The organism is Streptomyces sp. NPDC102451 (assembly GCF_044765485.1).
GTDB lineage: Bacteria > Actinomycetota > Actinomycetes > Streptomycetales > Streptomycetaceae > Streptomyces.
Map to the genome: position 1 here is coordinate 546,466 of NZ_JBIWKD010000003.1, position 19,341 is coordinate 565,806.

At 71.2% G+C, this 19,341-nt stretch carries 16 protein-coding genes and 1 tRNA gene; 6 read left to right on the forward strand and 11 right to left on the reverse strand.

Annotated features, from left to right (window positions below; genetic code table 11):
* Positions 1-20: 20 nt before the first annotated feature.
* Positions 21-1,421: an NAD(P)/FAD-dependent oxidoreductase gene (locus ACIRD8_RS09625; protein ID WP_403988432.1), complete on the forward strand. Its 1,401-nt coding sequence runs from the start codon at positions 21-23 to the stop codon at positions 1,419-1,421.
* 60 nt (positions 1,422-1,481) lie between these two features.
* Here ACIRD8_RS09625 and ACIRD8_RS09630 read toward each other — a convergent pair.
* Positions 1,482-1,554: transfer RNA gene (locus ACIRD8_RS09630), tRNA-Thr, on the reverse strand.
* A 156-nt stretch (positions 1,555-1,710) separates the two neighbouring features.
* Between ACIRD8_RS09630 and ACIRD8_RS09635 the strand changes: the two genes are divergently transcribed.
* The 4 genes from ACIRD8_RS09635 (at position 1,711) to ACIRD8_RS09650 (ending at position 6,008) form a co-directional block, all read left to right on the forward strand.
* Positions 1,711-3,105: an RNA-guided endonuclease InsQ/TnpB family protein gene (locus tag ACIRD8_RS09635; protein ID WP_403988434.1), complete on the forward strand. Its 1,395-nt coding sequence runs from the start codon at positions 1,711-1,713 to the stop codon at positions 3,103-3,105.
* Between the two features lie 337 nt (positions 3,106-3,442).
* Positions 3,443-4,579 (forward strand): ABC transporter ATP-binding protein, encoded by a 1,137-nt coding sequence (locus tag ACIRD8_RS09640; protein ID WP_073743645.1) that lies wholly within the window; start codon positions 3,443-3,445, stop codon positions 4,577-4,579.
* A 259-nt stretch (positions 4,580-4,838) separates the two neighbouring features.
* Positions 4,839-5,252, forward strand: a complete 414-nt coding sequence (locus ACIRD8_RS09645) for a hypothetical protein (RefSeq protein WP_403988436.1) — start codon at positions 4,839-4,841, stop codon at positions 5,250-5,252.
* Positions 5,253-5,288: 36 nt separating this feature from the next.
* Complete coding sequence (locus ACIRD8_RS09650; protein WP_403988438.1) at positions 5,289-6,008, forward strand: NDP-sugar synthase; 720 nt, start codon at positions 5,289-5,291, stop codon at positions 6,006-6,008.
* Between the two features lie 71 nt (positions 6,009-6,079).
* On the opposite strand, the gene ACIRD8_RS09655 is transcribed toward ACIRD8_RS09650, so the two are convergent.
* From ACIRD8_RS09655 to ACIRD8_RS09700, 10 genes are all read right to left on the reverse strand, one after another.
* Entirely contained in the window at positions 6,080-7,714 is a 1,635-nt protein-coding gene (locus ACIRD8_RS09655; RefSeq protein ID WP_403988440.1) for a DoxX family membrane protein, read from the reverse strand.
* A gap of 243 nt (positions 7,715-7,957) precedes the next feature.
* Entirely contained in the window at positions 7,958-8,914 is a 957-nt protein-coding gene (rlmB, locus tag ACIRD8_RS09660; RefSeq protein ID WP_403988442.1) for a 23S rRNA (guanosine(2251)-2'-O)-methyltransferase RlmB, read from the reverse strand.
* A gap of 106 nt (positions 8,915-9,020) precedes the next feature.
* Complete coding sequence (gene cysS, locus ACIRD8_RS09665) at positions 9,021-10,418, reverse strand: cysteine--tRNA ligase (RefSeq protein WP_403988444.1); 1,398 nt, start codon at positions 10,416-10,418, stop codon at positions 9,021-9,023.
* Positions 10,419-10,478: 60 nt separating this feature from the next.
* Positions 10,479-11,720: an MFS transporter gene (locus ACIRD8_RS09670; protein WP_403988446.1), complete on the reverse strand. Its 1,242-nt coding sequence runs from the start codon at positions 11,718-11,720 to the stop codon at positions 10,479-10,481.
* Complete coding sequence (locus tag ACIRD8_RS09675) at positions 11,717-13,429, reverse strand: ABC transporter permease subunit (protein ID WP_403988448.1); 1,713 nt, start codon at positions 13,427-13,429, stop codon at positions 11,717-11,719. The genes ACIRD8_RS09670 and ACIRD8_RS09675 overlap by 4 nt, the downstream gene beginning before the upstream one ends.
* Before the next feature lie 4 nt (positions 13,430-13,433).
* Positions 13,434-14,948: an ABC transporter substrate-binding protein gene (locus ACIRD8_RS09680; RefSeq protein WP_403988450.1), complete on the reverse strand. Its 1,515-nt coding sequence runs from the start codon at positions 14,946-14,948 to the stop codon at positions 13,434-13,436.
* A 27-nt stretch (positions 14,949-14,975) separates the two neighbouring features.
* Positions 14,976-15,557, reverse strand: coding sequence for a GNAT family N-acetyltransferase (locus tag ACIRD8_RS09685; RefSeq protein ID WP_403988715.1), 582 nt, complete (start codon positions 15,555-15,557; stop codon positions 14,976-14,978).
* A gap of 157 nt (positions 15,558-15,714) precedes the next feature.
* Positions 15,715-16,230 carry a 2-C-methyl-D-erythritol 2,4-cyclodiphosphate synthase gene (ispF, locus tag ACIRD8_RS09690; RefSeq protein WP_099174131.1) on the reverse strand — a complete coding sequence of 172 codons (516 nt, stop codon included), beginning with the start codon at positions 16,228-16,230 and terminating at the stop codon, positions 15,715-15,717.
* Entirely contained in the window at positions 16,220-16,984 is a 765-nt protein-coding gene (gene ispD, locus ACIRD8_RS09695; RefSeq protein ID WP_403988452.1) for a 2-C-methyl-D-erythritol 4-phosphate cytidylyltransferase, read from the reverse strand. Before ispD ends, ispF begins: the two co-directional genes overlap by 11 nt.
* A 500-nt stretch (positions 16,985-17,484) precedes the next feature.
* Positions 17,485-17,967: a CarD family transcriptional regulator gene (locus ACIRD8_RS09700; RefSeq protein WP_006380568.1), complete on the reverse strand. Its 483-nt coding sequence runs from the start codon at positions 17,965-17,967 to the stop codon at positions 17,485-17,487.
* A 676-nt stretch (positions 17,968-18,643) separates the two neighbouring features.
* On the opposite strand from ACIRD8_RS09700, the gene ACIRD8_RS09705 reads away from it, so the two are divergent.
* Positions 18,644-19,312 carry a DUF461 domain-containing protein gene (locus tag ACIRD8_RS09705; RefSeq protein ID WP_403988454.1) on the forward strand — a complete coding sequence of 223 codons (669 nt, stop codon included), beginning with the start codon at positions 18,644-18,646 and terminating at the stop codon, positions 19,310-19,312.
* The last annotated feature ends 29 nt before the right edge of the window (positions 19,313-19,341 follow it).

The window sequence follows — 19,341 nt, forward strand, 5'->3', positions numbered from 1 at the left end:
CACGGACAAGCAGGGGACACATGAACACCGTCAGTACCGTCAACGGCGGCATTTCCTTCTGGTACGCGCACGAAGGCACCCCCGCCCCACGCGAACCCCTGCCCGGCGACACCACCGCCGACGTCTGCATCGTCGGCGGCGGCTACACCGGACTCTGGACGGCCTACTACCTCAAGAAAGCCGTCCCCTTCCTCAACATCACCGTCCTGGAAGCCAAGTTCTGCGGATACGGCGCCTCCGGCCGCAACGGCGGCTGGCTCTACAACGGCATCGCGGGCCGCGACCGCTACGCCAAGCTCCACGGCCACGACGCCGCCGTCCGCCTCCAGAAAGCCATGAACGACACCGTCGGCGAAGTCATCCGCACGGCCGCCGAGGAGAACATCGACGCCGACATCCACCACGGCGGGGTCCTCGAAGTCGCCCACTCCCCCTCCCAGCTCACCCGCCTCAAGGACCACCACTCCGTCGAGATCGCCTTCGGCGAGACCGACCGCGTCCTGCGCGGCGCCCGCGAGACCGCCGAACACATCCGCGTCTCCGGCGCCGTCGGCTCCAGCTGGACCCCCCACGGCGCACGCCTGCACCCCGCCAAACTGGTCAAGGGCCTCGCCGACACCGTGGAAGCACTCGGCGTCACGATCCACGAGTCGACACCCGTCACCGAGATCAAGCCCAAGCACGCCGTCACCCCGTACGGCACGGTCCGCGCCCCCTACGTACTGCGCTGCACCGAGGGATTCACCGCGGGCCTCAAGGGCCAGAAGCGCACCTGGCTCCCCATGAACTCCTCCATGATCGTCACCGAGCCCCTGCCCAAGGCCCTCTGGGACACCATCGGCTGGGACGGCCGCGAAACCCTCTGCGACCTGTCCCACGCCTACATGTACGCCCAGCGCACCGCCGACGACCGCATCGCCCTCGGCGGCCGCGGAGTCCCCTACCGCTACGGCTCCGCGACGGACAACGACGGCCGGACCCAGCCCGCCACCATCGAGGCCCTGCGCGACCTGCTCGTCCGCTTCTTCCCCACCACCGCGGGCACCCGCATCGACCACGCCTGGTCCGGCGTGCTCGGCGTCCCGCGCGACTGGTGCGCCACCGTCACCCTGGACCGCTCCACCGGCCTCGGCTGGGCCGGCGGCTACGTCGGCTCCGGCGTCGCCACCGCCAACCTCGCGGCCCGCACCCTCCGCGACCTGATCCAGCAGGACTCCGGCCAGGCCGGCCCCACCGACCTCACGACCCTCCCCTGGGTCAACCACAAGGTCCGCCGCTGGGAACCCGAACCCCTCCGCTGGCTCGGCGTCCACACCCTGTACGCCGCCTACCGCACGGCCGACCGCAGGGAATCCGCCTCCCCACGACTCACCACGGACCGCCTCGCAAAGGCAGCGGACCGCATCACCGGCCGACACTGAACCCGGGGGGCCGCCGCTCGAACAAAAAACCAGGCCAGCATGGCGCTGACCTGGTGTTTGAGCCGCCTGTCGGAATCGAACCGACGACCTGCGACTTACAAGATCGCTGCTCTACCAATTGAGCTAAGGCGGCACAGTGCACGCCAAACCGCGCGCGCAAGCCCTCACTCTACACAGCGGCCCGGGCCCGTCTCCACGAAGTTTCACCGCCCCCGTGACCATCCGACCATCCGTGCGTTAAGAGGACTGACGTGCTGTTCCGCATATAGGACAGTCGGGGGGAACGGGCATGACGGACGCAGTGGACCAGCCGGTGCGGGTGACTGGCGAAGAAGCAAAGCGCATCAAACGCGACGCCCTGGGCATCGCCGACCGCACAAAGCACCACGGCCGCGCGTCCACCGCCATGAAGAGCCGGACCAAGCAGCCCGGCACCCAGCAGCGCGTGTACCGCTACCGCTTCTATCCGACTCCGTCACAGGCCGAGCAGCTGGAGAAGACCTTCGGGGCCTGCCGCTGGGTCTACAACGAGGGGCTGGCCCTTCGGACAGGCGCCTGGGAGCGGCATGGGGTGTCGGTGGGGTTCGCGGAGTCGTGCCGTGCGTTGACGGGGTGGCGGCAGGCGTCGGAGACGGGCTGGCTGCGTGAGGTGTCGTCGACGGTGTTGCAGCAGTCGTTGCGGCATCTGGACGGGGCGTTCACGCGCTTCTTCAAGCAGTCGGCGAAGTATCCGCAGCGGAAGAGGAAGCACCGCTCGCGGGACTCGGCGACGTACGTGCGGACGGGCTTCCGGTGGGTGGAGGATCCAGAGCTTCCGGGCACGGGGCGGTTGACACTGGCGAAGCAGTCGGAGCCACTCGATGTGCGGTGGTCGCGGCCGCTGCCGGTGGGCGTGGATCCGGTGAAGGTGTCCGTGATGCGGGACCGCGCCGGCCGGTACTTCGTCTCGGTTCTCGTCGAGGAGCGGATCGAGCCGTTGCCCACCGTGTTCCTGCCGGGTGGGCGTGAGCCGAGGGCGGTGGGGATCGATCTGGGTCTGGCGGCGTTGGTGACGCTGGACGACGGGACGAAGGTGGATCATCCACGGCTCTTGCGGAAGTACGAGAAGGAGCTGGCGCGGTTGCAGCGGGGGCTGCACCGGAAGAAGAAGGGGTCGGCGAACCGGGGGAAGGCCCGGGAGCGAATTGCTCGGCTGTATGCGCTGATCAGCGATGTGCGCAGGGACATGCTGGACCAGTTGACCACCCGCCTCGTGCGCGAGAACCAAGTGCTCGTGGTGGAGGATCTGGCCATCGTGAATCTGCTGCGGCCGGCGACAGGGAGAGGGCGTCGGCGCAAGGCTGCGCTCAGTCGGTCGATCATGGATGCGGCCTGGGGGGAGCTGTTGCGGCAGCTTCGTTGCGCGTGGTACGGCCGGACGCTGGTGATCGTCGACCGTTTCTTTCCGTCGACGCGCCGGTGTTCCGACTGCCACACGAAGGGGCCGTCGCTCGACGTGTCGGTGCGGGAGTGGACGTGCGCGGAGTGCGGCGCCGTACATGACCGGGATGTGAATGCGGCGCGGAACCTCAGGGACGAGGGGATGCGGTTGTACTGGCTGGCGGCCTCCGCGCTGCCGCCGGGGCGGAGGCCACCCTCCGTGATCAAGGCATCGGAGCTGGCAGACGTGCTGCTGGCTGCGTGACGAAGAGCGGTACGGACCGACGGGCCGTCGGCCGTGATGCCTGTGGAGCCCATGTAAGACCGGGCGGGTGTGCCTCTCAGGGGTGCGGTCGGCCGGCAGAGGGCGCTGAAGCAGGAAGTGCCACCACTGGTGCAGGAGCCAAAAAGCTGGTGCTCTGCCCAGGGGCTGCACACGGTCAAAAGTGTGCTGCTCTGCCGACGAATTTTTCGTGACCTTCGGACTACTGACATATTCGAAAACGCCAGGTAGCGTCACCTCAGGTTCACTCCAGTGGACCACACCACTCCCTTACTCGGATCGTCCGGCACGTTCCTGCCGGTGGAGGAGAAGCATCGCTATGGCCAGTGTCACGTTCGACAAGGCGTCCCGCGTCTACCCCGGCTCCACGAAGCCGGCTGTGGACCAGCTCGAGATCGACATCGAGGACGGCGAGTTCCTCGTCCTCGTCGGTCCTTCCGGTTGTGGCAAGTCGACCTCCCTGCGCATGCTCGCGGGTCTCGAGGACGTCAACGGCGGTGCGATCCGCATCGGTGACCGCGACGTCACGCACCTGCCCCCGAAGGACCGGGACATCGCCATGGTGTTCCAGAACTACGCGCTCTACCCGCACATGTCCGTCGCGGACAACATGGGCTTCGCCCTCAAGATCGCCGGTGTGAACAAGACCGAGATCCGGGCGAAGGTCGAAGAGGCCGCCAAGATGCTGGACCTCACCGACTACCTGGACCGCAAGCCGAAGGCGCTCTCCGGTGGTCAGCGTCAGCGTGTGGCGATGGGCCGCGCGATCGTGCGTGAGCCGCAGGTCTTCCTCATGGACGAGCCGCTGTCGAACCTCGACGCCAAGCTCCGTGTCTCGACGCGTACGCAGATCGCCTCCCTGCAGCGCCGCCTCGGCATCACCACCGTGTACGTCACCCACGACCAGGTCGAGGCCCTCACCATGGGTGACCGTGTCGCGGTCCTCAAGGACGGTCTGCTCCAGCAGGTCGACTCGCCGCGCAACATGTACGACCGCCCGGCGAACCTCTTCGTCGCCGGCTTCATCGGCTCCCCCGCGATGAACCTCGTCGAGGTCCCGATCACCGACGGTGGCGTGAAGTTCGGCAACAGCGTCGTCCCGGTCTCCCGTGAGGCGCTCACCGCCGCCGCCAACCGTGGTGACACCACCGTCACGGTCGGCATCCGCCCCGAGCACTTCGACATCGTCGAGCACGGCGGCGCCGCAGCGACCGGCCTCTCCAAGGCCTCCTCCGACGCCCCGGCCGGTCTGGCCGTCTCCGTCAACGTGGTCGAGGAGCTCGGCGCCGACGGTTTCGTCTACGGTGCCGCGCAGGTCGGTGGCGAGCACAAGGACCTGGTCGTCCGCGTCGGCGGCCGTGCCGTTCCGGAGAAGGGCACCGAGCTGCACGTCGTCCCGCGCCCGGACGAGCTGCACGTCTTCGCCACGTCGACCGGTGAGCGCCTGACCGCCTGATCCGTCCGGCCGCCTGATCCGTCCGGCTGCCTGCGCTTCACGCTTCAGCCGCCACGGCCCCGTGTCCTTCCGAGGACGCGGGGCCGTTCGCGTCTCGCGGGCGGAATCGGGTTTCGGATCCGATGGGCTCCGAATACCCCGGCACACCGGTCAGTTCGCCCCGGGGCGTCAACACCCGATTCGAAAGGGTCACTCGAACCATCCCCCGCAGGGGTGACGAAATGTCGCCAAGTCATCACTGCCCGCTACGCTCGCCTGCGTGACCCATACCGCGCGCCGAATCGGCCGAACCCTAGCTTTCGTACTGCCCGTCGTCATGGTTCTGTCCGGGACCCTCGCGGTCACCCGTGTGCAGTGGTCGGGGCAGGACACCGAGACCCAGTTGCTGACCGCCGCCTCGGAGACCGTGTCCAAGCAGGCGAAGGCTCCGGCACCTCAGGACGTTCTGCGGGACAAGCTCCTGCTGGAGCTCCGTGAGAAGGACCCGGGTGTCGCGCTGACGAGCCTCCAGCGCACCGTCGAGGGGCGTCCGTCCCTGGCGAAGCACTGCATGTCGATCGCCAAGGCGCTGGGCAAGGCCGCCGTGGACCAGTACGGTCCGACGCGCGCCCACCGTTTCTCCCGTCCGGTCTGCGACACCTCGTTCGCCTCGGGCGTCGCGCAGTTCAGCTGAGCGGGGCGTGTCCGGGCACGGCATATCGTGCCTGGCATGCATACGTTTCCGACGCAGGCCGTGATCCTGGCGGGTGGTCAGGGCTCGCGGCTGCGCCCGTACACCGATGACCGCCCCAAGCCGATGGTCGAGATCCCGGGGACCGGGACCCCGATCATCGGCCATCAGCTGTCCTGGCTGGCCGCCGAGGGCGTCACCGACGCCGTGATCTCGTGCGGCCATCTCGCCGATGTGCTGCAGGAGTGGCTGGACTCGGCCGATCTTCCGTTGCGTGTCACGACCGTCGTCGAGACCGAGCCCTTGGGCCGGGGCGGCGGTCTCAGGCATGCCGCGGCGCGGCTGCCCGAGCCGTCGGAGCCCTGGTACGCGACGAACGGGGACATCTGGACGCGCTTCTCGCTACGGGAGATGGCGGCGTTCCACGCGGAGCGGGATGCCACCGCGACGCTCGCGCTGGCCCGTCCGCGGATTCCGTGGGGGGCCGTGGAGACGGACGCGTTCGGGCACATCACCGACTTCATCGAGTCGCCGCCGTCGCCGTATCTGATCAACGCGGGTGTGTACGTCTTCGCGCCCGCGTTCACCGCGATGCTGCCGGACCGTGGCGACCATGAGCGGACGACGTTCCCCCGGCTGGCCCGTGAGCGCCGGCTGGCCGGTTTCCCGCTGCCGCACGGGGCTTACTGGCGGGCGATCGACACCGCGAAGGACCTCACGGAGGCGGCGAAGGAGCTGGGCGCCCAGGCGGGCGGCTGACCCGCCTCCGTACGTCGACGAGGGCGGTCACCGGAGCTCCGGTGACCGCCCTCGCGGTGTGTCGTGCGGTCTCAGCCGAGCAGGCCGCCGATGGGGTTCTGTCCTGCGCCGCCGGACGAGCCGCCGTCGGATCCGCCGTCGGAGCCGCCGCCGTCCGAGCCGCCGGTCGTGCCGCCTCCGGAGCCGTCGGAACCGGACGAGCTGGGGCCAGGGTCGCCGGCCGGGGGCTCCTGCGGGGTCGGTGCCTCCGGGGGTGCCTGGCCGGTGCCCTGGGTCTGGCTGGGCGCGCCGGTGCTCGCGCCGGCCGTGGGGCCGGAGTCGCGCCCGGTGCCGGAGCCCGGGGTGGACTCCTCGGCCGACGGGGTGCCGGGGGTGCTGGAGGGTGTCGTCTCGGGGGTGCGGTTGTCCGGGGTGCTGGAGGGCTTGCGCTTCTTGCCCTTGGTCTCCTCGGGGAGCGGGGAGCCGGGCAGCTGGTTGGACGGGTAGCTGTCGGGGCCGGGCACGGTGACGACCTCGGTGGAGCGGACCGCGCCGCCGAGCATGGAGCCGACCAGGAGGGTCAGGCCGACGACGACCGTGGCGACCACGGTGCCGCGGCGCAGGACGCGGCGGCGGAGGTCCCAGATGTCGGAGCGCGGGCCGAGGGTGCGCCAGGCCTCCCCCGCGAGGCGTCCGTCGACGGAGTAGACGGGTGCGCCGGCGATGACGAGCGGGCTCCAGGCGGCGAGCAGGATGATGTCGGTGGTGTCGTAGGTGGCGGCGGTGCGCCAGCTGACCGCCACGAGGACGGCGGCGGAGAGCAGGGCGCCGAAGGCCGCTGCGATCCGCTGCCAGAGGCCGAGGACGGTGAGGACGCCGACGACGACCTGGAGGAAGGCGACGGAGAGGCCGGTGGCGACGGGGTGGGCGAGTCCGAAGTCGCGCAGGGGTTCGGCGGCGGACCAGGGGTGCAGCGAGGTCAGCCACCTGACCATGGAGCCGCGGTCGCCGTCGTCGAAGTAGGCGGGGTCGCAGAGCTTGCCCATGCCGGCGTAGATGGCGAGGAAGCCGAGGATGACGCGCAGCGGGAGGAGTACGACGCCGAGGTTCATCCGGCGGCCGGGGTAGTAGGCGTGCCGGACGGTGTCGTTGGCGTGGCGTCGTTCCCCGGCGGAGGTGGTGCGCTCGGCGTCGGGGTCGTCGTCGTGGGTGAAGTCGTACGGGTAGGGGGGCGGGGTGTCGACGGGGTCGTAGGCGCCGACGGCCTGCCGCATCGGGGGCAGCAGGGGGCCGGTGCGGCCGCCTGCGGCCTGATGGGGCGCCCGGAGTACGGGGTTGGGCTGGGTGTCGTCGAGGCGCGGGATGACCTGTGTGCCGGCGCCCATGTCGTCGTAGCCCGTGCCGAAGCCGCCGCCCGGGTGGGCGTCGAGGTGGCCGGCGGTGGAGTTCCGTACGGCCTGGAGGAGCCCGGTCGCTCCGGGGTCGCCCGGCTCGGACCTGCCGCTCCAGACGACGGGAGTCCGCCTGCGGCTGCCTGCGCCGCTCATGGCGGGGATCCTGGCCGGTCCGGCGGGGCCCGCGTGGCGCAGCCGGGTGCGTTGGCCCGGGGCGAGCTGCACCCGGAAGCTGGCGTGGTTGACGATGACCTGGGCGGGGTCGCTGGCCACCTTCGTCATGCTCAGGGCGGGTTGGTCGTCGAACCGAGGCGTTCTGGTGTCCACACTCATCTAACCGAGTGACGTGTGATTAGGACACTGCCTTGACGGGTCCGAAGTGTCCGAGACCCGTCAAGATCCGGACAACCTGTGGCGTACGGGCGCTCCCGTACGTCTGTCGTACGTCAACCGCCGCAGCTCATGGGGACGTTGAGCGCAGGGGAAGGGGCGCGGCCGGCCTGACGGTTCGAGGGCCGCCAGGCCGCGAGGGACCCGTGCGTTCCCGGTGCCGGGAGACGTACGGCGCCGGGGGGGTCAGGCCCTGCGGCGTGCCACCTCGTAGAGCACGATGCCCGCTGCGACTCCGGCGTTCAGGGATTCGGCGCCGCCCGGCATGGAGATCCGGACCCGGTAGTCGCAGGTCTCGCCGACGAGGCGGCCGAGGCCCTTGCCCTCGCTGCCGATGACGATGACGACGGGGCCCGCCAGGGCCTCCAGGTCCTCGACGGTGTGCTCGCCGTCGGCGGCGAGGCCGACGACGGTGAGGCCGGCCTTCTGGTAGCCCTCCAGGGCGCGGGTCAGGTTGGTGACGCGCGAGACGGGCGTACGGGCCGCGGTGCCGGCCGAGGACTTCCAGGCTCCGGCGGTCATGCCGGCCGCGCGGCGCTCGGGGACGACGACGCCGTGGCCGCCGAAGGCGGAGACGGAGCGGACGATCGCGCCGAGGTTGCGGGGGTCGGTGACGCCGTCGAGGGCGACGATCAGCGGGTCCTCGTTGTTGTCGTACGCGGCGGCGGTGAGGTCCTCCGGGTGCGCGTACTCGTACGGCGGGACCTGGAGGACGAGGCCCTGGTGGTTCAGGCCGTTCGTCATCCGGTCGAGCTCGGGGCGCGGGGCCTCCATGAGGTGGATGTTGCCGCGCTCACCGGCGAGCTGGAGTGCCTCGCGGACCCGCTCGTCGTTGTCGATGTACTGCTGGACGTAGAGGGTGGTCGCGGGCACGCCGTCACGCAGTGCCTCGAAGACCGGGTTACGGCCGACGACCATCTCCGACGTGCCCTTGGCGCCACCGCGGCGCGGGGCGGGGCGGCGGGAGGCGGCCTGCTTGGCCTGGGCGTTCGCCACCCTGTTCTTCTTGTGTCCCTTGCGGGCGGAGGCGGGCGGCGTCGGTCCCTTGCCTTCGAGACCACGGCGTCGGTTACCGCCGCTGCCGACCTGCATGCCCTTCTTGTTGGACGTGCGGCGGTTCCTGCGCTGGCTGTTCCCGGCCATGACCTACCTGTTTCGTTGCTTCAGAAAAACGTCGTCAAGTGAAAGTGTGCCGCCCGGATGGCCGGGCGGCACATTTGCGCTGCTCACGCATGGTGCGAAGGTCCGCTCAGCGCGGTCCGAGTGTCCACCGGGGGCCGCTGGGGCTGTCCTCGATGACGAGGCCGGACTGGTTGAGCTGGTCGCGGATGGCGTCGGCGGCGGGCCAGTCCTTGCGTTCGCGGGCGGACTGCCGCTGGTCGAGGACGAGGCGTACGAGGGTGTCGACGACGCCGTGGAGGTCTTCGCCGCGGTCGCTCTCGCCGGCCCAGTGGGGGTCGAGCGGGTCGAGTCCGAGGACGCCGAGCATCGCGCGGACCTCGGCGAGGCGGGCGACGGCGGCTTCCTTGTCGTCGGCGGCGAGGGCGGAGTTGCCCTGGCGGACGGTGGTGTGGACGATCGCGAGTGCCTGCGGGACACCGAGGTCGTCGTCCATGGCCTCGGCGAAGGCGGGCGGGACCTCGGCGGCGGCCTCGACCGGTCCGGCCTTCTCCACCACGCGCTGGACGAAGCCCTCGATCCGCGCGAAGGCGGACTCGGCGTCGCGCAGCGACTCCTCGCTGTACTCGATCATGGACCGGTAGTGCGGGGTGCCGAGGTAGTAGCGCAGGACGATCGGGCGCCAGGCCTTGACCATCTCGCTGACCAGCACGGAGTTGCCGAGGGACTTGGACATCTTCTCGCCGGCCAGGGTGACCCAGCCGTTGTGCACCCAGTACTTCGCGAACTCGTCGCCGAAGGCCTTGGCCTGGGCGATCTCGTTCTCGTGGTGCGGGAAGATCAGGTCGATGCCGCCGCCGTGGATGTCGAAGGCGCTGCCGAGGTACTTGTGCGCCATGGCGGAGCATTCCAGGTGCCATCCGGGGCGGCCGCGGCCCCAGGGGGTCTCCCAGCTGGGCTCGCCGGGCTTGGTGGCCTTCCACATGGCGAAGTCGCGCTTGTCCCGCTTGCCGGTCTCGTTGTCGCCGGAGGGCTGCCGGAGGTCGTCCAGGTCCTGGTTGGAGAGCTCCAGGTATCCCTCGTACGAGCGGACGTCGAAGTAGACGTTGCCGTCGGCCTCGTAGGCGTGGCCGCGCTCGATGAGGCCGCGCATCATCTCGACCATCTCGGTGATGTGGCCGGTGGCGCGCGGTTCGTACGTGGGCGGGAGGCAGCCCAGGGCGTCGTAGCCCGCGTTGAACGCGCGCTCGTTCTCGTAGCCGATGGCCCACCAGGGGCGGCCCTGCTCCGCGGACTTCTTGATGATCTTGTCGTCGATGTCGGTGACATTCCGGATGAACGTCACGTCGTACCCGCGGTATTCGAACCAGCGGCGCATGATGTCGAAGTTCAGTCCGGACCTGATGTGCCCGATGTGGGGGGCGGCCTGGACAGTCGCGCCACAGAGGTAGATCGAGACACAACCCGCTGTGAGCGGGACGAAGTCGCGAATCTGCCGGGCGTTGGTGTCATGCAGGCGAATAGTCACCCCTCAAGGGTAGTGGGCCCGCACCAGTGCCCAGCGCACCCTGTGGAAAACGTGTCACAACTAATCGGTGACGGTGGCGCCTGGCTCCGGCGTGCGCCGCCCGGCGGACAGGGTCAGGGCGAGTCCCGCACCGGCCAGGGGGACGGCGGTGAGCACCGTCCACAGGACGGGCCCGGGGGTGTCGAGGAGCGTTCCGGTGGCGGCGCTGCCGACGAGGACGGCGAGGCCCGACACGGAGGACAGTGCTCCGGTGGCGAGCCCGAGCCGGTGGTCGTCGACGAGGTCGGGTACGAGTCCGCGGGCGGCGGGGACCAGCAGCATCTGGCCGAGCGTGAGCAGGACGACGAGCGTGGCGGCGGGGAGCAGTCCGGCGGGCCCGTCGGGGGTGAGGGGTACCGCGGCGAATCCGGTGGCGACGACGGCGAGCCCCGCGACGAGTGCGGTGCGGGGCGCGAGGCGGTGGGCGGACCAGCGGGTCAGCGGTAGCTGGGCGACGACGACGAGCAGGGAGGAGAGCGCGAAGAGTGCGCCGAGCGCGCTCTGGGAGCCGGTGGCGCGCTCCACCTCGGCCGGCAGGGCGAGATAGAGCTGGTTGTAGGAGAGGAGGTAGCTGCTGTAGGTGAGGCAGAGCACGAGGAAGGGCCGGTTGGCGAAGACCTCGCGGGGCAGGACGGCGCCGGTGCCGGGGGTGCGGGCGCGGCGGGGCCGGTGGGGCATGAGGCGGGCGTGTCCGGCGAGTACGCCGACGAAGACGACGGCCCCGGCGATGCACGCCGTGCGGAAGTCGCCGCCCAGGAGCAGCAGCAGGCTGCCGAGGAGGGGGCCGAGGAATGCTCCGGCCTGGCCGGCGGCGGAGAAGACGGCGAGCACCTGGGCGCGTGGCGTCCCGGTCGCGGTCTCGTGGGCGACGGCGGCCCGTGCGGTCTCGGATTCGACGGCGGGTGAGAAGAGCGCTGCGGCGAAGCCGATGAGGAGGACGGCGCCGATGACGGTGGCGGTGGTGCCGGCCTGGGCGAGCCAGCAGAATCCGGCGATGCGCAGGGCGCAGCCGGTGAGGACGACGGGGCGGGGGCCGTAGCGGTCGGTGAGGGCGCCTCCGACGACGAAGAGGCCCTGCTGGCTGAAGGTGCGCAGGCCGAGTACGAGGCCGACGAGCCAGCCCGCCATGCCGAGTCCGTCGCCGAGGTGGGTGGCGAGGTAGGGCAGGACGGCGTAGAAGCCGGTGTTGAAGGCGAACTGGGTGGCGGTCAGGAGCCGGAGGTAGGGCTTCAGCGCGGGCGTGCTCCCGGTGGCCGTCGTCATCGGTGCCCACGGCTGCGTACGGCCGCCGAGGTCAGCACCGCGAGTGCGCCGAGGGCGGCGAGGGCTGTGGCGGGGGCGAGGACGGCCCAGGGGGCGCGTTCGGCGTAGGGCATGTTCTCGGAGAGCATGCGGCCCCACTCCGGTGCGGGGGCCGGGGTTCCGAGGCCGAGGAAGCCGAGGGAGGCGAGGGCCAGGGCGATGGCGGGGATGCGCAGGACGGCGTGGCGTACGACGGGCGGGAGGACGCCCGGCAGGATGTGGCGGCGCAGCCGGTGCCATGGCCCGGCGCCGAGGGCGTGGGCCACGGTGAGGTGCGGGGCGGCGCGTTCCTGGGCGTACAGCGCGGAGGTGTGGGCGGCGAGCGGGGCCCAGGCGACGGCGGCGACGGCTGCGGCGGCGCCCCAGGGGCCGGGGCCGGCGATGCCCGCGACGACGAGGCCGGCCAGGACGGCGGGCAGGGCGTTGGCGGTCTCGGTGAGGGCCCAGGCCCGGGCGAACCCGGCGAGCAGCCCCAGGAGGAGGGTGACGGCGCCGACGGCGATCGCGGTGAGCACGGTTCCGGCCGCGCCGTGGCCGAGGCGGGCGAGGATGTCGCGGCCCAGGGAGTCGGTGCCCAGCGGATGGGCGGCGGAGGGGGTCGCGAGGCGGGCGGCGGTGTCGGCGTACAGCGGGTCGCGCAGGAGGCCCGTGAGGACGACGGCGGCGAGGAGGGCCCCCAGGACCAGCGCACCTGCGGTCACGGTGCGGCGGGTGGGGAGGGGCGGTGCGACGAGCGGCGGGAGGGCGCCGTCGGTGCGTGCGGGGCCGAGCAGGGCGCGGGAGGCGAGGCGGGCGGCGAGTCCGGCGGCGACGCCGAGGAGGAGCAGCAGGAGTACGCAGGCCTGGAGGACGGGCAGGTCCTGGGCGAGGGCGGCGGCCAGCGCCGTACCGCCGAGCCCGGGTATGGCGTAGAGCGTCTCGACGGCGACGGCGCCGCCGGTGAGTCCGACGACGACGAGGCCGAGCTGGGGCAGCAGTGCGGGCAGGGTGCGGCGCAGGGCGTGGGCGGCGATCCGGTGTGCGGGCATGCCGTGGGCGGTGGCGGCGCGCGCCCAGGGTTCGGCGAACGCGGCGGGCAGTGCGTCGTCGAGCAGCCGCCCGAGGAGCGCGCCGGCGGGGACGCCCATGGCGAGGGCGGGCAGGACGAGCTGCTCGGGCCCGCCCCAGCCGAGGGCGGGGAACCAGCCCAGCTGTACGGCGATGACGGTGGCCAGGACCGCGGCGAGGAGGAATTCGGGCAGGGCGGCGAGCACGGCCGCGCCGACGCCGGCCCGGGTGGTGACGAGTCGGCGGCGGGCGCCCCGGCGGAGCGTTCGGGCGGCGAGGGCGAGCGCCAGGAGGGCGGCGACGGCGAGCGAGGCGCCCATGAGGGTGAGGGAGACGCCGAGGGCGGAGGTGACGTCGGGGCCGACGGGCTGTCCGGAGACCCAGGACTCCCCCAGGTCGCCGTGGAGCAGTCCGGACGCCCAGCCGCCGAGGACGTGCAGCGGGCCGCCGTCGAGTCCGGTCTCGGCGCGGATCGCGTCGAGCACGGCCGGTGTGGGCGGACGGTCCGCGTAGCGGGCGTGCAGGACGGTCAGGGCGGGGTCGGTGCGGGTCAGCCAGGGAAGCAGGCCGATGACGGCGACGACGGCCAGGAGCGCGCCGAGCCGTCCGGCCAGGTACTTCATGCGGTCACCCGACGTGGGTGTCGGCGGTGATGAGGGTGCGTTCCATCGGGTCGAGTGCGACGCCTTCGACGCGGGCGTCGTCGTAGCCCTGGACGAAGCGTTCGTGGACGAGCGGGACGAGGGCGTCGGCGCCGAGGACGGCTGCCTCGGCGGTCATCTCGGCGCCGTGACGGGCGTCGGTGCCGGTCAGCGAGGCGGCCTCGGTGACTGCGGCGTCGACCTGCTTGTCGCACAGCTGGGAGATGTTGAAGCTGCCGTCGCAGGTGAAGTCGGAGGCGAGGTAGGAGACGGGGTCGGCGGTGTCCAGCAGGGTGTTGCGGGCCTGGATGAACGCGTCGTACTTCCCGGCGAGCGCGTCGGCCTCCATCTGGGCGTAGTCGCGTACGACCTGCTTGACGGTGAATCCGCGCTTCTCCAGCTGCTGCTGGACGAGCGTGGCGACCTCGGGGAGTTCGGGCCGGTTGGTGTAGGTGGCGAGGACGATCTCCTTCGTCCTCGCGACCTCGGCGCGGCTCGCGGCCGGGGTCCGGCCGGTGGGTGCGGTGCGCTGGTCGGCGGCCCAGGGGATGCCGGGGCCGAGGAGTCCCTGGGCGGTGTCGGCCCGGCCCTCGTACACGCCGTCGACGAGGGCCTTGGAGTCGATGGCCTCGCGGGCGGCGGCGCGCAGGGCGGGGTCGGCGAAGACTCCGCGTTCCGTGTTGAGCGAGAGGCCGTTGGTCCGGGCGGAGGGGAACTCGTGGACGTAGGAGTCGCCGAGCAGGGACGCCTGTGCGATCGGTACGTACTCGGCGACGTCGACGGCCTTCGTGCGCAGCGCGTTGGCGCGGGCGGTGCCGTCCGCGGCGAAGGTGACGTCGACGCCCGGGGCCTTCGCCTTGGCGCCCCAGTAGTCGGCGTTGCGTTCGAGGGTGGCGGCGACCGCGCCCTTGACGTCGGTGAGGGTGAACGGCCCGGTGGCGTGCCCGGCGGGGTTCACCTTGCCGTTCTTGTAGGCGCCGGCGGACAGGATCGCAAGGGACGGGTTGGCGAGCCGTTGCGGGAGCAGCGGGTCGGCCTCGTCCGTGACGATCCGTACGGTCTTCGCTCCCGTGGCTGTCGCCTTCAGGGTGGTGTCGGACAGCACCCGGGGCAGCGGGGACGCCTTGCTCGCGGCGGTGAGGGACCGGACGACGGCGTCGGCGTAGACCTTCGCACCGTCCTGGAAGACGGCGTCGCGGAGGGTGAACGTCCAGGTGGTGGGGTTGTCCTGCTTCCAGGACGCGGCGAGCGACGGCTTGGCGGCGCCGTTCCTGTCCAGGGTGGTGAGGCCTTCGACGACGGCGAGCCGGCTGAGGGTGACCGCGTCGTCGCCGTACGGGGACATGGCCTGGGCGGGCGGGAAGGCCATGACGACCCTGAGCCGCTGGTCGCCGGAACCGCCGGACTCGCCCGAGGACGAACACGCGGCGAGCGGGAGCAGCAGTGCGGCGGTGGCGGCGATGGCACGCAGCGGGGAGCGGCGGCTTCGGGACGTAGGCATGACGGAGACCCTATATGGAAACGATTATCATCTGATGTGTGGGGCGGTGAGGCCCCGGGGAGCGGGCACCGGCAGCTCGAAGTGGACGATGCCCTGACCGCCGTCCGGCAGTGCGCGCTCGTCGCAGACCTCCTGGGCGAGCGACCGCCAGAACGGCTCGGCGCCCGGCACGGCCGGATCGGTGTGCAGATAGAGCGAGGTGTAGCCACCGGCCCGCGCGGCGAAGTCGCCGAGCTCGCGCACCAGCCTGCGGGCCAGGCCGTGCCTGCGGTGCTCGGGGCGTACGTAGATCCGGCACAGCTGGGCCGTCGAGCCGGAGGGGAAGCGGTCCGCGACCCACTGCGGATTGGGCGGCGCCTGAGGGCCCCGGTCCCGCACCGCACCCGTCGCCACGACCTCGTCGCCGCGCACGACGACCAGGAGGGTGCAGCGCTCGGGGAGCAGGTAGGCGCCCTCGAGGTCGATGATGTCGGCGTGCCAGCGGGGTACGTAGCCCGAGCACAGGTCGTGATAGACGGTGTCCAGCATCACGGCACGGGCCCCGCCGACGTCCTGCGCGGTCGCGGTCCGCAGGACGTACCCGTCCGCTCCGGCCGGCGCGTCCGGCATCCTCGTCGCCCCGGCGGTCGCGCTCACCACTGACGCTCACCCTCGCTCTCGGCCGTACGGCACATCACTTGCCGCACCAGCGTACGTGCAAGCGATGTGCAATAAGGCGGGCGGGGTTCCGAGGAGCGCCCGGAAAGGACCGGCCGGGTCCCGCGGCTCAGCCTTCGGCGCGGTAGACCAGGGCGGTCGCGATGCCCGCGATGCCCTCGCCCCGGCCGGTGAAGCCGAGGCCGTCGGAGGTCGCCGCGGAGAGCGAGACGGGCGCGCCGACCGCCTCGGACAGCACCTTCTGCGCCTCGTCGCGCCGCTTGCCGATCTTCGGCCGGAGACCGACGACCTGCACGGCGACATTGCCGATCCCGAAGCCCTCGGCGCGCACGATCCGGGCGGCCTCGGTCAGCAGGGTGACACCGGAGGCACCCGACCACTCGGGGCGGCCGGTGCCGAAGTGCTGCCCCAGGTCACCGAGTCCGGCGGCCGAGAACAGGGCGTTGCAGGCGGCGTGCGCCACGACGTCGGCGTCGGAGTGCCCGGCGAGACCGGGCCCCTCCCCCTCCCACAGCAGGCCGGCGCACCAGAGTTCGCGGCCCTCCTCGAAGGCGTGGATGTCGGTCCCGATGCCCACGCGCGGGATCAGGGGGGCCGGCTGACGCGTCACGGTCTCAGAATCCATCGTTCGCCCTCCGGCGTGCGAGAACGGCCTCGGCCAGGACCAGGTCCAGGGGCCGGGTCACCTTGAACGCTTCTTCGTGCCCGGCTACGACGACGACCTGCGAGCCCAACTGTTCGACCATGCCCGCGTCGTCGGTCGCGCCCTCCCCGTCGACGGCGACGCTCCCGTGCGCCTTGACGAGCGTGCCCCGGTCGAAGCCCTGCGGCGTCTGCACGGCCCGCAGCCGGGCCCGTACGGGCGTCGACAGGACCGGCTCCGGTGCGCCCGGCTCACCCGGCTCGACCTCCTTGACGGTGTCGGCGAGGGGAAGCGCGGGGACCACGGCCGGGGCCCCGTCCCGTACGGCTTCGATGACGGCGTCCACCGTGTCGACCGGCACGAGGGGCCGGGCCGCGTCATGGACGAGTACGACGGAGACGTCGTCCGGCAGGGCGTCGAGGCCCAGCTTCACGGACTCCTGGCGCGTGGCGCCGCCGGGGACGACGACGTAGTCGGTGCGCTCGGGCAGCGCGTGGCTGTCGATGAGGTTCTTGACCTCGGGCGCGCCGTCCGGCGGCGCGACCACGACGACGAGGGTGACGGCGCGGGACGCGGCCATGGCCCGTACGGCGTGGATCAGCATCGGGGTACCGCCGAGCGCGCGCAGCGCCTTCGGGGTACCGGGGCCGAGCCGGACGCCGCGGCCCGCCGCGGGGATGACCGCCGCGGTACGGGACGGGCTCGGTTCAGCAGGCGTCGGTGACATCGGTGACATCGGTTGCACTCCGAAGCTTCGGCAGGTTTGTTTCCACGGCCGACATGGGTATGGCCTGGGCGTGCCCCGACCGTAGGCCGGGGGACAGCCGGGCGCTTCGCCTCGACTTGACCGGGACCCTTCCGTGACCCCCGGTCGGCCGAGCCGCAGCGAGGCCCGGTGGGGGTTGCCGAAGGGGACGGCACGGGGCGCGTCGGCAGCTTTACGGACGGATCCCCGGACAGATCCTGTGGTGGATCCTGTTCCGGCAGATCTCGTTCCGGACGGATCTTGTTCCCGGGTTCGACACGGATCTTGTTCCCGGGTTCGACGGATCTTGTTCCCGGGTCCGAACATGCCGCAGCGCCCGACGACTCGCCGTGAAGACGGCTGGTCAGCGGGCACCGCGGCACATTTTTCAATACCGGATCCGGATTCGCCGGTGGCATCCGGTCACCGTCATCCGGTCACCGGCGTCGTCCGACGACCGGTGACGTCCGATCACCGGTTGTCGTCCGGTTTCAGGACGCGAGGACCTCGTCGAGCAGAGCCTCGGCCTTGTCCTCGTTCGTGTTCTCCGCGAGAGCGAGCTCGCTCACCAGGATCTGGCGGGCCTTGGCGAGCATGCGCTTCTCACCTGCGGAGAGTCCACGCTCGCGCTCACGACGCCACAGGTCGCGCACTACTTCGGCGACCTTGATGACATCGCCGGAGGCGAGCTTCTCGAGATTTGCCTTGTAGCGTCGGGACCAGTTCGTCGGCTCTTCGGCGTACGGCGCGCGCAGCACCTCGAAGACCCGGTCCAGCCCTTCCTGCCCGACTACGTCGCGCACACCGACGAACTCCGCATTGTCCGCCGGTACACGAACCGTCAAGTCGCCCTGGGCGACCTTGAGCACCAAGTAGGTCTTGTCCACGCCTTTGATCTGGCGAGTTTCGATAGCCTCGATCAGCGCGGCCCCGTGATGGGGATAGACCACGGTGTCGCCAACCTTGAACGTCATGTGACAGGTACCCCTTCCGTGGCTATCCAGAGTAACACGAGAACGGCTTCTCCTGAATGGCGTTTTCGCAGGTCAGGGCATATCTCGGGGCTTGACAACTGAGACACGAACGTGCTGCGGGAGCCTTCCGGAAGGCGATATTCGCAGGTCGGAGCGGGCGTACGACCGAGCCGAAACACGCGCGTCACAGGCGCCGGAAGCCCTCAAGAAGGTGCCGAACGTCCCGTTTTGCCGGATTCCAGATGGTGAACTTTCCGTACTCCGTTCGGACCTCGATCACCCGTACGGCTCTTAGCGTCCGTGGCCATTGAAATTGATCAACGACCCCGGAACGGGTGGATTATGCGCGGGAAATGCGCCACCGCCCGGAAATCGATCATCGGCCGGTCAACCGCACTGCTCACCGGCGTTTTGTGAACGCTGTGCGAATCGTTGTGGCCGGGGGTCGTGGCGGGGAGAGGGCCGTGACGCCACCGGGAGATGTCCGCGACCACGGCCGGGGACACCGGCCCACAGGTCGGGAGCCCCTAGGGGCGGGTCGGGTGCGGGCCCGGGACGACGGCTCGGTAACCTGAGCCCGCTGACACACACTTAGGGCGGCTTTACGGCCGCTCGGGCCTTCCTGTCCGCAGAGTCCGAAGTCCGCAGTCCGAACGTTCAAGGAGTTGCCGCCGCCGTGAGCCGCAGCCTTCGACACGGCGCCTTCGCCGCCACTGCCCTCGTGTTCTCGATCGCCGCGCTGTCCGCGTGCAGTGCAGGCAACGACGCGCAGACGCTTCAGGTCAGGCCGGACAACGCAGCCACCGCTGTCGACTCCATCAAGATCCAGAACCTGAACATCATCACCCAGCCCGACCCGGAGACCGAGGGCCCTGCGGTCATCGCCGCCACCCTGTTCAACGACGGCCCGAAGCGCGAGGTCGTGGAGAAGGTGACCCTGCCGGGCACCAACGCCGTCGTGGAGCTCAAGCCCGCCAAGGGCAAGGGCCCGGTCGTGGTCCCGGCCGGCGGACGGCTCATCATCGGCGGCAAGAACAACGCCTCGGCCGTCATCGAGAACGGCCGCCAGGCGGGCGCGGACGGCAGCGTGCAGACCGTCGCCTTCACGCTCAGCGAGACCGGCGACATCGAGCTCGGCGCCGCCATCGTCCCGGCGACCAGCTTCTTCGAGAAGTTCGGCCCGAGCACCGTGCCGTCGGCCAAGCCCACGCCCACGCCCACCCCCTCGGCATCCGAGACCGGGTCCGTGGCGTCGGGCGAGCCGTCGGACGGGCAGTCCGGGACCCCCTCGGGCACGGAGACCGACGCGGCCGGCACGGCGGACGACGAGGCCGCCACGCACTGATCGCGCGCGTGGGGGTGCCTCCGGCGGAG